Genomic DNA, 12,722 nt, shown 5'->3' with positions numbered 1-12,722 from the left:
GTTGCGGCTCGCAGCGGGCTGTTGAGGGCTAACGAGAAAGCCGACAACGGTCACAGGTGCCACAGGGCAGGCCGGGCTGCTCCCCAGGGTAGCCAAAATAGGGCAAGATCGCCTGCCACCGACAGCCGCGGGCGTGGATGAGGGCTTCCATCCCTTGCCAGGGATCCTCTCGTCTTAAAGGCTGCCAACGGCGGTGCAACACCTGAAAGTGAAAGGGATCCGGCCACCGCAAACAGCCCATCTCCTGCAGCAGACCCAAGGCCACCCGTGCCTCTCCAGGCGGCAGGTCGGCGTAGGATCCCTGCTGAGGCAAGGTTTGCAGCAGGTGGCGTGCTCGGGCCTGAAGGCGCTCCTGCTGGGAATAGAAATAGGCTTGGCGCCGGCGATCGCTGGGATCCAGCAGGCCCGTCGGCTCCGAGACCAGCATCAGGGCCCGGCAAGGGCCACCATCCCGACCGCCTCGTCCCACCTCTTGCAAATAATCCATCAAGGTGGGCGGGGGATGAAAGTGCAGCACCCAACGCACGTCCGGCTTGTTGATCCCCATGCCAAAGGCGTTGGTGCAGACCAGAAAGCGCAGTTCCCCCTGCAGCCAGGATCGTTCTAGCCGGCGGCGGGATCGCGCTTCCAGCCCCCCGTGATAGGTGGCGGTTTTCAAGTTCTGTCGGCCCAGCCACTCGGCCAGCTCTTCCCCATCCCGTCGGGTGCGCACATAGACCAGACCCGACCCGGGATTCTCGCCCAGGAATCGCAGCAGACGACGACGGCGATCCGCCGGGCTCCAGGCTATCGCGACATTGAGGGAGATATTGGCCCGCAGGGGATCGGCGCGAATGTGCTCCGGATCCCGCAGCCCCAGGATTTGGCTGAGGCGGCTGCAGGTTTGGGGGTCAGCCGTGGCGGTAAAAGCGGCGATGGGAAAAGAGGGCTTCACCGGGGCCAGAGCCGGGCGCAGCAATCCCAGACGGCGGTAGTCGGGCCGGAAGGATCCCCCCCAATGCACCAACGTATGGGCCTCATCCACGATCAGGCCGTTGATGTGCACCTGAGGCTGTTGCAGCCGTTGCCAAACGGGGGGGCTGAATAGGGTCTCCGGCCCCAGATAGAGCAGGCGCAGTCGGTTTTCCTCAAGGGCCTTCAACACCCGCTTGCGCAGGGCTGGATCCAGTTCGCTGTGGAGACAGGCTGCCGGCAGCTTGCGTTTCCAGAGATCCTGAACTTGGTCTTCCATCAGGGCGATCAGGGGCGAGACCACCAGCGTCACCCCTGTTTGCAGCAGGGCTACTAGCTGAAAGCACAGGGATTTGCCAAACCCCGTCGGCAACACCACCAGCGCGTCGCGCTTGTCCAGCAGAGCGCGGATCACCTGATCCTGGGGTGGGCGCAGCCTCTCGTAACCCCAGTGTTGCTTGAGGGCGCGCTGAATCTGCTGCCAATCTTGCAAACGGCAACCCCCTTTTCAACAATTTCCTTCAGCAATCTACAGCGATTTCGGGAGAAGCTGTCTTATAGGCTATTTCAAATCCCGCTGAACCTGCTAGCTCCCCTCTCCCAAGGGGTGAGGGCGCAGAGGATCGGCCCCACCGGCTTGCCTGTAGGGGATCCCTGTCACACCTATCCCCGTGTCCAGGGGGCTGGGATCAGGATCCCCGGCAGAGAAGGGATTCTCACCTGCTGCATGGGTGAAGGTGTCGATGGCGGCGGGCTTGTGCGATCCTAGAGCTGGGACTTCCCGCCTGCTTCGATACTTTTCCCATGACTGCCCTCGACTCCTCGCGCCTGCTCCAGCCCAGAACGGCCTCTGTTCACCGTCGCACTGGAGAAACGGATGTCCAAATTCATCTGAACCTGGATGGCAGCGGGCGCCATGAGATCGATACTGGGATCCCCTTTTTGGATCACATGCTGGCCCAGCTCAGCACCCACGGGTTGATCGATTTGCAGATCAAGGCCATAGGGGATCTGCACATCGACGATCACCACACCAACGAAGATGTGGGCATCACGCTGGGACAGGCTCTGGCGCAGGCTTTGCAGGATCGGCGGGGCATTCATCGCTTCGGCCATTTTTGGGCGCCTTTGGATGAAGCCCTGGTGCAGGTGGTGCTGGATTTTTCGGGTCGCCCTCACCTCAGCTATGGCCTGGAGCTGCCCACAGAGCGCATTGGCCGCTACGAAACCCAGTTGGTGCGGGAGTTTTATCAGGCGGTGGTCAACCACGCCCAGCTTACCTTGCACATTCGCCAAGCTGCCGGTCTCAACGCCCACCACATTGTCGAGGCCAGTTTTAAGGCGTTTGCCCGTGCCCTGCGCATGGCTGTAGAACGGGATCCCCGCCGACAAGAAGGGATCCCCAGTTCGAAGGGAGTACTCTAGGCATGAACTGGCCACGGAGACTGTTGGCCTTGGCTCTGGGATTGGGGACAGTTTTCTTCGGTCTGGGCCAGATGGGGGGTGCAGAGCGCTTGGGGGTGTTTCTGCCGCCTTTGTTTGATTGAGTTCTCCTTGCCCGTGGAGGATCTGGCCCAGTTTGCTCACAATGGCACGGTGAGCCGGCAGTTGGATTTTTATCTGCGGCGGCTTACGCCAGAGCAGCAGGCAGCTTTGGCAGATTTGCTCACACGCGATTTTGATCCCAGCACCTCTGCGCACCACTTTGATTCGAGACCTGAGGCCAGAACAGATCCAACTGGCCTTGTCCGCAGCAGAGGTGCGGAACACTTTCCCGTGAGAAGTGTCTTGAGCTGAGGAGCTGAGAAGAGGGCTGGCTGCTATCTTTTCGGATTATTCCCTTTGGTTTTGCTGAATCTCTGCCCATGCTGCTGTTGCTGACCAATCTGAGCGCCGTTTTGCTGTTTTTGCTCTGCCCTTAGTGGATGCTGAGTGGATGCTGAGGCGGGAGTTCGGCGGAGCAGGGGTGCTGGCGGGAACCTTTGGCCTCATCGACCCGCAGCAGTTGGGAATCCCGGAGACTTTGGCGGTGGGTTGGATCCCAGGGTTGAGCTGGGCCTGGGTGCTGTTGGCGCTGTTGTCATGTCTGGCTCTGGGGATCAAGGAGCGGCAAGTGCGGGCCCGCTGGCTGTACAGCTTGGGAGTGGTCGGTCTGGTTCTATTTGGGCTGGGCTTGCTCTGGTTTTATGGGGCAGTGGGGGCGGTGAATGGGGCGGCCCTGGCGGAGGGGATCCCGCCGGCTCGGTTGCCGTTGCGGCGGTTCAGCCCTTCTTTGGCTGGCTATGCCAGCTTTGCCTATGCCCTGCTGCTGTTGCTGCTGGGGCGGCTGCAGTTGCCGGGAGGAAAAGCTTTTTTGGTGCGGCAGCGGCAGATCATCGTACCCCTGAGTGCCTTGGGGGCGGCGGTGGCAGCAGGGGCGGTGGTGGTGGGGTTGCTGCGGCCCGGCCTGGGCTCCTCGCCCGATTCGCCTTTTTTTGTAAAGCTGAGCACCAAACTGGACTTGATCACCTACACCTTTTCATTGCTGCAGGCGGCCTGTTGCCCGGCTATTTCACGGATCCCTTGCAGGCAGCCCAGGTGGAAATGGACTGCGATGAACGCTCAACTTGAGTACCTCTGAGCGGAGATCTCGTTTGCGCTGGCGCTGCGGAGCAATATGGCAACTCTGTTTTGGGCTTTGATCCCGGCTACCCTGCGCTCCACTACCCCTCTGTTGCTCACGGCCTTGGGGGGCATGTACTCCGAACGCAGCGGCGTGGTCAATATTGCCCTGGAGGGGATCATCTTGTTTGGGGCTTTGGCGGCGGCGGTAACCACCCAACGCCTGGAAGCTTCCCTTCTGGCCCAGACTCCAGCAGCTCAGGTGGGTTGGATCCCTTGGGTGGGTTTGTTGGCCGGCGCCTTAGGGGGGGTGGCCATTGCCTTTGTGCATGCGCTGATGTGCATCCGCTACAGAGCCGATCAAATTGTCAGCGGCACTGCCATCAACCTGTTGGCCATGAGCGTGCCTTCGCTGGTGCTGCAATCGTTCTACGGCAACACCACCAACTCTCAAGAAATTGTCAATCGGCTGCCGCTGTGGCATGGGTTTAGCCCCTTGGTGTATCTGGCCTTTCTGTTGGTGCCAATCTCCTGGTGGTTGCTGTTCAAAACACCCTGGGGCTTGCGGCTGCGAGCGGTGGGAGAGCATCCTCAGGCTGCTGCCACCATGGGGGTGGATGTCCTGGGTATGCGCTACGCGGCGGTGCTGCTCTCCGGCCTGTTGGGGGGCCTGGCGGGGGCCTACCTTTCCATTGGCTTTTTGAACCAGTTTGTCCGCAACATGTCAGCAGGAAAGGGCCTTATCGCCTTGGCAGCGATGATCTTTGGCAAGTGGCACCCCTTCGGGATCCTGGGCGCGACGCTGTTGTTTGGGGCCACCGACGCCCTGGCCATTCAACTGCAAGGGGGAGATGTGATGCCACCCGTGTTGATCCAGGCGTTGCCCTTTGTGTTGACGATGGGGGTTCTATCGGGAATGCAGGGCCGCGCCCGCCGCACTCGTCCGCCGGCTGCCTTGGGCAAAATCTACAGCAACTGAGAAAGAGCCCAGAATTAAGATCCAAGTTGCGGGCTTGGGCAGCAGTTAGTCAGGTGATCGGGGTCGATTGCACATCCCTGGTGGGTGCGCTAGTTCTGGACGCGATTCTCAGTGTGGGCCTGTTGGCTCCCGCCTTGGCAGCCCAGATGGGGCAAAGTCTAGCCGGTAGGGATCCCCATTTGGGTTTATTCTGGACTTAGCCATCTTTCCAGAGTTGCACCTCAGCTTATGCGGGATCCAGAGTCGAAAACGGTTTCACCCCATCGGGATTCTGGCGGTGGCCAACCCTGGAGGCTCTTGTTCCAAGCAGTCGGTAAATCAATCTATGTTAGGGGGGGATGAAAACCATGGACATTGATCTCCGTCCGCTGATCGTTCTGTCGCCCATTGTTTTGGTGGTTGCCTGGGCTGCCTACAACATCATCAAGGCTGCCATCAAGGGAGAAGCCAAGCTCTTCGGAGAGAGGGGCAACAACCCCTTCGGCAGAGGCGGGAGCTGAACGTGCGGATCCGGTCACAGCTGGCAGGCTCAGTATGCTAGGCGAAGCAACCCAGGCAGCGGTAACGCCCTCCGAGGGGACAAGCCCAAAATCCGCTGATGTGATTATTATTGGGGCCGGAGTGGCCGGCTTGGTGTGTGCAAGGCAACTGCTGCGGGCAGGGCTCCAGGTTCTGGTGCTGGAAAAATCGGCAGGCTTGGGCGGGCGCATGGCCACCCGTCGAGTTGAACATGCTGGGCAAACGGTGCCGGTGGATCATGGGGCTCAATACCTGACTGCCGATTCGGATGGCTTTTATCGCTGGGTGAAGGAGCTGCTGGGCCTGGGGCTGCTGGCGGAATGGACGCGCTCGCTGCATGTGCTGGATCGAGAAGGGCTGCGCCCAGAGGATCCCAACGACGAGAAACCACGCTACGCTTGCCCCCAGGGCATGACAATGCTGGCCAAACACTTGGCTGCCCCGCTGTCGGTACACACCCAAACTCGTGTGGTCAGTCTCAAACCTTTGGCAACAAGCTGGCAATTGAGGGCGGAGAACGGCCAATGCTACGAGGCTGCTGCCCTGGTGGCGACAATTCCGGCCCCCCAGTTGCTGCCCCTGCTCCGGGAAGGGATCCCTTCGGCTGAAAACCTGTTGCCTCTGCTGGAATCCGCCCAGTATCAACCCTGCCTTGCGGTTTTGGCGGGCTACTCTGAGCATACGCCGCCTTGGAAGGGGATCAAGTGCTTGGAGGATCCGATGTTGGCCTGGCTGGGACTGGACAGCAGCAAGCGCCTGCAGCCGCTCCCGCCTGTGGTGGTCTTGCATGGGGGGGCGGAGTGGTCATCTCTGTACTTGGAGGCCGGCCCCTCTGAGCTGGAAAAGGCCGGTCGAGAATTGCTGGCCCACGCAGCCCAACGGCTGGATCCCTGGCTGGCTTCGCCACAATGGATGCAGGTGCACCGTTGGCGCTACGCTTTGCCTTTGGAAACCACGGGATTGGCCAGCTTAAGCACCCGTGTGCCGGTTTCCGCTGCTGAGGGATTGCCTTTGGTTTGTGCCGGCGATTGGTGCGCCGGAGGGCGCGTAGAGGGGGCTTGGCTCTCAGGACACAATGCCGCCAAAACCTTGCTCGAAATGCTTTCTGGGAAATGAGGGTATGCACAGGCCGACCCGGTCGGCAGGGCAAGTGCCTGACCTGGCGCAGGACAGAGATGACGGCAAGACCACTGGGAGGGTAGGCTGAGGGCCGCTGAGAATTTCCACCCTCTGGGCCGGGGAGTGTGTCAAGCTAAAGGGTGGATCCCCCGGCAGATGCTCTCCTCTCCACTCATGTCCAGAATCTGTACAATCTACCGCCGTGCGCAATTTGCCGCCAGCCATCGGTACTGGTTGCCCGAACTCTCAGAAGCCGAGAACTTAGCCCGCTTTGGCCCCAATGCCCGTTTTCCCGGCCACGGCCACAACTACGTGCTGGAGGTGGGCATGAGTGGTGAGGTGGATGACTATGGGATGGTGCTCAACCTCTCGGAGGTGAAGCAGGTGATCCGGCAGCGGGTGATTCAAGATCTCAACTTTGCTTATCTAAATCAAGCTTGGCCGGAGTTTGCCCAAACCTTGCCCACTACCGAGTTTATCGCTTACGTGATTTGGCAACGCCTGGCCGATGCCTTGCCCCTAACCAGCGTCCGTCTGTACGAAGATCCTGAGCTTTGGGCCGAATACCGAGGAGAAGCCATGCAAGCCTACTTGACTGTTGCCACCCATTTCAGCGCCGCCCACCGCTTGGCTCTGGATCACCTGAGTTTTGAAGAAAACAGCGCCATCTACGGCCTCTGTGCCCGTCCCCACGGCCACGGCCACAACTACGGCCTGGAGATCACCGTCAAGGGATCCATCGACCCGCGCACGGGGATGATCGTGGACTTGGCGGCCCTGCAGCGGCTGATCGAGGAGCAGGTGGTGAAGCCGCTGGATCACACCTTTTTGAACAAAGACATTCCCTACTTTGCCCAGGTGGTGCCTACTGCCGAAAACATCGCCCTCTACATCCAGCGGCTGCTGACTCTGCCCCTGCGGGAGCTGGGGGTGCAGTTGCATCGGGTTCGCCTGCAGGAGAGTCCCAACAACAGCAGCGAGGTCTATGGGGAGTTTCCGCTGGAAGAGCTGCTCAACTCCTCAGAAGGACAAGATGTGGCTTCTTCCGCTTCTGGCAGCCGTATTGCCATGCAGGGCTGATGCGGCCATCATGTTGGATCTGGTTAAGCTGAGCGGGCAAATTCCTGCGTTCACCCGGCACCTGCAACAGGAGTCGAAAGCCAGCCAAGAACGCCTCCGCCAAGCCTGGCAAGTTTTCGAGCGCTGGCAGCAGGAGCCGCAGGTTTGGCAGTCCCGCTGGGTGGAGTGGGGATCCCATCTGTCGTTTGTTTGCGCCAGCCCTGCCGAGCTGCCGGAAGCTTGGGGATCCCTGCCCAAGGTCGAGCCTCTGCAGGGGCGACACACGGTGGTGGCCACGGATGGATCCCAGATTTTGCCCAGTCACCACGAGATTGCCTACTGCTCGCTGATCAATGTTGGGCGCGTGGTTCTCCACTACGGCACCCAGGAGTGGCCGCTCCTGGACAGCCAGCCCCTGCTGCTGTATGGAGATGAATCCTTTGCCCGGCACTCAGACTCCTCTTCCCCGGAGCGGAGGGCAGAAGGGTTGCCGAGCGCCCCCCTTAACCGGCGAGACTCTCGCCCACGGCGCACCCCAGGTGAACGCAATCCTACCAGCGGCACGGAGTCCTCGTTGGGGCTGGAAGAGATACTGGCCTTACGACGCTCCCAAGCGGAACTGGAGGAGCTGGCTCGTTTGGCCCTGTCGGTGCCCCGTCGCCGCACCACGCTGGCGCTCCTGGATGGATCCCTAATCCCTTGGGGACTGGAGCCTCTGCCCCAGTCGGCCCGGCGCCCCTGGTTGGATCCCATTCTGGCGACCTTGGAGCAGTTGCGGGCGGCCCGCATTCCTCTCGTGGGCTACATCAGCGCCTCCCGCAGCAGCGAAACCCTCAACTACCTGCGCTTGGGGCTGTGCCCGTACCTGGGCTGTGACTGCTACCGCTACTGTCCCGGCGAGAAGTCTCCTCCCTGCCATCCCTTCGCCCCCCTGGCAGACCGCGTCTTTTGGGGATCCCTGCTGCAGCCGGGAGAGCGCAGCCCCCTTTGGCGCAGCGGCGCCAGCGTGTTGGACGCCTTCGGGGAACACCACGTCCACTGTTGTTACCTCAATGTTGGCGAGGGATCCCTGGGCCAAGCCGAAATTGCTCGCCTGGAGTTTCCCGCTTGGGTGGTCCAGGATGCGGAGTTGCTGCAGCGGGCTCTGGCAGGGGTGCTGAGCCAAGTGCACAAGGGCTTTGGCTACCCCATCGCCTTGGCGGAAGCCCATCATTTGGCGGTGGTGAGAAGCGGGGATCGGCAGCGGTTTTTTGCCTTGATCGAGCAGGAGCTGCTCCGGGCCGGCCTGCGCCACGTGGCCGTCTCCCGCAAGGAAGCCCAGAAGCGGAGTGGCATTGCCTGAACCGACGCCGGGGATCCCTGGCACCCAAGAGAAGGCTGTAGCCTATTGAGGGGATCCCCATTCAACGGCTAGGGTTGCCAAGGTGTCCCAATCCTGTCTCTGTTGCCGACATGACCGACATGATGATCCGAGCCCCTCTGCGCAGCCTCATCTCCCCCCTCACCCACGACCCCCTTTGGTACAAAGATGCAATCATCTACGAGCTGCCGGCACGGGCCTTTTTCGACAGCGACGGCGATGGCGTGGGCGACTTCCAGGGCCTGACCGAAAAGCTGGACTACTTGCAAGAACTGGGGATTACAGCCGTCTGGCTGCTGCCGTTTTTCCCCTCGCCTTTAAAAGATGACGGCTACGACGTTTCTGACTTTACCAGTGTTCACCCTGACTTGGGCACCCTAGAAGACTTCAAGATCTTTCTGGAGGCTGCCCATAAGCGGGGGATCCGCGTCATCATTGAGCTCATCCTCAACCACACTTCGGATCAGCACCCCTGGTTTCAGCGGGCCAGACGAGCTGCCCCCGGCACCCCCGAGCGGGACTTTTACGTTTGGAGCGATACCCCCGAAAAGTACAAAGAGGCCCGCATTATCTTTCAAGACTTTGAAGCCTCCAACTGGACCTGGGATTCAGCGGCCAAGGCCTACTACTGGCACCGCTTTTACTCCCACCAGCCAGATCTCAACTACGACAACCCCGCCGTACAAAAAGCCATGTTCGAGGTGGTGGACTTTTGGCTGAGCTTGGGGGTAGATGGCATGCGGCTGGACGCGGTGCCTTATCTCTACGAGCGGGAGGGCACCACCTGCGAGAGCCTACCGGAGACCCATGCCTTTCTCAAGGTTCTGCGCCGACACATTGACCAAAGGTATCCTGGCCGCATGCTGCTGGCGGAGGCCAACCAGTGGCCAGAAGATGCTGTGGCCTACTTCGGCGATGGGGACGAGTGCCACATGGAGTTCCACTTTCCCCTCATGCCACGGCTGTTTATGGCCATCCAGATGGAGGATCGCTTCCCCATCATTGACATCCTGCAACAAACCCCTCCCATTCCTGAAACCTGCCAGTGGGCCCTCTTCCTGCGCAACCACGACGAGCTCACCCTGGAGATGGTCACTGACGAGGAGCGGGACTACATGTACCAGGTGTACGCCAAGGATCCCAACGCGCGGGTGAACCTGGGGATCCGCCGCCGCTTGGCCCCCCTGCTGGGCAACAGCCGCCGCCGCATCGAGCTGATGAACAGCCTGCTGTTTTCTCTGCCCGGCACGCCGGTCATCTACTACGGGGACGAGATCGGCATGGGGGACAACATCTACCTGGGGGATCGCAACAGCGTGCGCACCCCCATGCAGTGGAGCGCCGACCGCAACGCCGGCTTTTCGCGGACCAACCCTCAGAAGCTCTACCTGCCCATCGTCATCGACGCCGAGTACCACTACGAAGCTGTCAATGTGGAGGCGCAGCGAAACAACCCCCATTCCCTGTGGTGGACCATGAAGCGGCTCATCGCCGTGCGCAAGCGATTCCAAGCTTTTGGCCGCGGCTCCTTTGAGCTGCTCCACCCGGAAAATCGCAAGGTGCTTGCCTTTATGCGGGCCTTTGGCGATGAGCGCATCTTGGTGGTGGCCAACCTCTCCCGCTACGCCCAGTGGGTGGGGCTGGATCTATCGCCGTGGGAAGGATTGATCCCGGTGGAGATCTTTGGCCACACCGAGTTTCCCCCTATTGGGCGACTGCCCTATTTCCTAACGCTAGGCCCCCATTCCTTTTACTGGTTTTCCCTTGAGCCCAAAACGGAGACCATCCACCTCAGCCCCAGCAAAGCGGAGGAGCAGGAACGCCTGGTCCCTCTGGTTGTTCAAAGTGGTAGTCCTCTGGTTGTTCAAAGTGGTAGTTGGGACAGTCTCTTGCAAGGGGAAAGCCAAAAGCAGCTGGAGGCAGTCTTGGTGGACTACCTCTACCGCTGTCGTTGGTTTGGCTCCCAAAACCGCCAGCTCCAGGCGATCCATATCCTGCAGGCTATCCCCTGCCGCCGAGAAGAGGAGTCCTTGCTGGGCAGCCAGATCTTGCTTCTCCAGGCCGAGTTTATCGAGGGCGATACGCAGCTCTACTCTCTCCCTGTGGGCTATGCCACCCAAGAAGCAGCCGTACACCTGCGCCTAGAGATGCCCCAGGCGGTCATCCTCCCTGTGCAAGTGGCCGGAGGGCCGGCGGGAGTAATTTTCAACGCTCTGGCTGACAAAAGCTTCTTGCTGCGGCTGCTGCAGCTAATTGCCCAGCAGGGCCGCCTGCGTCACCGTCAGGGAGAGCTCTGGGCCACTAGCTTTGCTGCCCTTGAGCATGACCTGGAACCCCGCCTCCTCAAGGCGGAGCAGAGCTACACCTCCGTTGTCTATGGCAACCACTACCTCCTCAAGCTCTACCACCGGGTGGCCGAGGGGGTAAACCCAGAGCTGGAGATAGGCCGCTACCTGCTGGAGCACCATCCCCAGGTGCGCGTGCCACGGCTGCTGGGATCCCTGGAGTATCGCCGTCGTCGCGGGGCCCGTGGGTTTGATCCCGCCGATCAGCCCATTACCCTGGCCATTTTGCAGGAGTACATCCCCAACGAGGGAGATGCCTGGCACTACACCCTGGACAGCCTGGGGCAATTTTTTGAGGCGGTGCTGGTTCACTACCCAGAGGTGGATCCCGTGCCCGTGCCGCAGGGATCCTTCTTGGAGCTTTCCCAACAGCCCTTGCCGGAGCTGGCCTACGCCACCATCGGCAGCTACCTAGAATCGGTGCGGATCTTGGCCAAGCGCACCGCCGAGCTGCACATCGCCCTGGCTGCCGCTCGCGTCAGCGGGACGGAGTCCTTTACGGAGAACAAAGACTTTGCCCCAGAGCCTTTCTCCAGCCTGTACCAGCGCTCCGTTTACCAGTCCATGCGCAACTTGGTGGGGCAGGTGTTTCCGCTGCTGTTCGCGTCAGCGGGACGGAGTCCTTATAAGCAGCTCCCCAAGCTGCCGGAAGCAGAGGCCAACTTGGCTCGGGCTGTTTGCGACCAAGAAGGGGAAATCATGAGCCGCTTCCGCCTGATCCTGGAGCGGAAGATCACTGCCCTGCGTACCCGCTGCCACGGGGATTATCACCTGGGCCAGGTGCTGTTTACCGGCAAAGACTTTGTCATCATCGACTTTGAAGGGGAGCCGGCCCGCTCTTTGGGCGAACGGCGTCTCAAGCGTTGCCCCTTACGGGATGTGGCGGGGATGTTGCGATCCTTCCACTATGCTGTCCACACAGCTTTGCGCCAGCAACTGGAGAGCGGCTTGGTCTGCGCCGACCACTGCCCCGACATGATGCGGTGGGCCCAGTTTTGGCACCGCTGGGTCTGCGCGGGCTTTTTGGCCGAATATCTGCAGGTGGCTTCCCAAGCGGCTTTTTTGCCCCGCAGCCTGCAAGAGATAGAGGTGTTGTTGGACGCCTATCTGCTGGAAAAAGCCATTTACGAGCTGGGCTATGAGTTGAACCACCGCCCCGAGTGGGTGGAGATTCCCCTGCGCGGGATCCTGCAGTTGCTGGGCATTTCCACCAAGGTTTAGGGGATCCTGTCGGCAGGCCATTTGGGGTGAGCGACTGGGGGACAAGCATGTGTGGACGGTTTAGCCTGGGAGTGGCGCCAGAAGTGCTGATGCAGCATTTCGGCTTGCCGGTGGCAGCCCAAGAAAGGGCAGCTGTCCCCCGGTATAACATCGCTCCTTCTCAGCCGGTGCTGGCGGTGGTGGCGGGATCCCTTCAGCGCGAGGCAACCCATTTTCGCTGGGGCTTGATCCCCAGCTGGAGCCGAGCTCCTCAGGCCGGCTGGATCAATGCCCGAGCTGAGACAGTAGCTGAGAAGCCTTCTTTCCGCGAAGCTTTCCGCCGTCGTCGCTGCTTGATCTCGGCCGATGGTTTCTACGAGTGGGCCGACTCAGGTACGGCCAAGAAGGGCAGACAACCCTACTGGTTTCACCTGGTGGATCGACCGGTATTTGCCTTTGCCGGCATTTGGGAACGCTGGCGCAGTCCAGAGGGGGTGGAGCATGCCTCTAACCCCCAAAACCCTGAACTTTGCTGAATTTACTGAGCTTTAGGCGGTTTGGCAAAAGTCATTGAGAGGGATATAGTAGA

Annotated in this window: 11 protein-coding genes; 10 read left to right on the top strand and 1 reads right to left on the bottom strand. The window is 60.7% G+C overall.

Annotated elements, in window-relative coordinates:
* Positions 1-28 precede the first annotated feature (28 nt).
* Positions 29-1,444, bottom strand: a complete 1,416-nt coding sequence (locus tag ACVWYY_RS09765) for a RecQ family ATP-dependent DNA helicase (protein WP_457402294.1) — start codon at positions 1,442-1,444, stop codon at positions 29-31.
* Positions 1,445-1,755: 311 nt separating this feature from the next.
* Here ACVWYY_RS09765 and hisB point away from each other — a divergent pair, with 311 nt between their 5' ends.
* The 10 genes from hisB to ACVWYY_RS09715 all read left to right on the top strand — a co-directional run bounded on the left by hisB (position 1,756) and on the right by ACVWYY_RS09715 (position 12,669).
* Entirely contained in the window at positions 1,756-2,376 is a 621-nt protein-coding gene (hisB, locus tag ACVWYY_RS09760; protein ID WP_011432314.1) for an imidazoleglycerol-phosphate dehydratase HisB, read from the top strand.
* A 135-nt stretch (positions 2,377-2,511) separates the two neighbouring features.
* Positions 2,512-2,748, top strand: coding sequence for an alpha/beta hydrolase (locus ACVWYY_RS09755; RefSeq protein WP_457402457.1), 237 nt, complete (start codon positions 2,512-2,514; stop codon positions 2,746-2,748).
* A 139-nt stretch (positions 2,749-2,887) separates the two neighbouring features.
* Positions 2,888-3,571, top strand: a complete 684-nt coding sequence (locus ACVWYY_RS09750) for a hypothetical protein (protein ID WP_457402296.1) — start codon at positions 2,888-2,890, stop codon at positions 3,569-3,571.
* A gap of 36 nt (positions 3,572-3,607) precedes the next feature.
* Positions 3,608-4,531, top strand: coding sequence for an ABC transporter permease (locus ACVWYY_RS09745; protein WP_414330799.1), 924 nt, complete (start codon positions 3,608-3,610; stop codon positions 4,529-4,531).
* Between the two features lie 347 nt (positions 4,532-4,878).
* Entirely contained in the window at positions 4,879-5,031 is a 153-nt protein-coding gene (locus tag ACVWYY_RS09740) for a photosystem II protein Y (protein ID WP_414330801.1), read from the top strand.
* Positions 5,032-5,131: 100 nt separating this feature from the next.
* Positions 5,132-6,166, top strand: a complete 1,035-nt coding sequence (locus ACVWYY_RS09735) for an NAD(P)/FAD-dependent oxidoreductase (protein WP_457440411.1) — start codon at positions 5,132-5,134, stop codon at positions 6,164-6,166.
* 177 nt (positions 6,167-6,343) lie between these two features.
* The gene (locus ACVWYY_RS09730; RefSeq protein ID WP_011432318.1) at positions 6,344-7,249 is read left to right on the top strand and encodes a 6-carboxytetrahydropterin synthase; all 906 of its coding nucleotides are present in this window, start codon (positions 6,344-6,346) and stop codon (positions 7,247-7,249) included.
* 10 nt (positions 7,250-7,259) lie between these two features.
* Positions 7,260-8,570: a DNA double-strand break repair nuclease NurA gene (locus ACVWYY_RS09725; protein WP_457402300.1), complete on the top strand. Its 1,311-nt coding sequence runs from the start codon at positions 7,260-7,262 to the stop codon at positions 8,568-8,570.
* Between the two features lie 122 nt (positions 8,571-8,692).
* Entirely contained in the window at positions 8,693-12,154 is a 3,462-nt protein-coding gene (treS, locus tag ACVWYY_RS09720) for a maltose alpha-D-glucosyltransferase (protein ID WP_457402459.1), read from the top strand.
* Between the two features lie 47 nt (positions 12,155-12,201).
* Entirely contained in the window at positions 12,202-12,669 is a 468-nt protein-coding gene (locus ACVWYY_RS09715) for an SOS response-associated peptidase (RefSeq protein WP_457402302.1), read from the top strand.
* Positions 12,670-12,722: the final 53 nt, after the last annotated feature.

Source organism: Thermostichus sp. MS-CIW-34 (genome assembly GCF_054060435.1).
Note: the sequence above shows the minus strand (reverse complement) of the source record. Positions and strands in the feature narration are given on the sequence as shown.

What these genes read in the sequence shown, in the direction of transcription:
- hisB (WP_011432314.1), top strand. Translation starts at nt 1,756, where the DNA reads ATGACTGCCCTCGACTCCTCGCGCCTGCTCCAGCCCAGAACGGCCTCT.
- ACVWYY_RS09750 (WP_457402296.1), top strand. Translation starts at nt 2,888, where the DNA reads ATGCTGAGGCGGGAGTTCGGCGGAGCAGGGGTGCTGGCGGGAACCTTT.
- ACVWYY_RS09745 (WP_414330799.1), top strand. Translation starts at nt 3,608, where the DNA reads ATGGCAACTCTGTTTTGGGCTTTGATCCCGGCTACCCTGCGCTCCACT.
- ACVWYY_RS09740 (WP_414330801.1), top strand. Translation starts at nt 4,879, where the DNA reads ATGGACATTGATCTCCGTCCGCTGATCGTTCTGTCGCCCATTGTTTTG.
- ACVWYY_RS09730 (WP_011432318.1), top strand. Translation starts at nt 6,344, where the DNA reads ATGTCCAGAATCTGTACAATCTACCGCCGTGCGCAATTTGCCGCCAGC.
- ACVWYY_RS09725 (WP_457402300.1), top strand. Translation starts at nt 7,260, where the DNA reads ATGTTGGATCTGGTTAAGCTGAGCGGGCAAATTCCTGCGTTCACCCGG.
- treS (WP_457402459.1), top strand. Translation starts at nt 8,693, where the DNA reads ATGATCCGAGCCCCTCTGCGCAGCCTCATCTCCCCCCTCACCCACGAC.
- ACVWYY_RS09715 (WP_457402302.1), top strand. Translation starts at nt 12,202, where the DNA reads ATGTGTGGACGGTTTAGCCTGGGAGTGGCGCCAGAAGTGCTGATGCAG.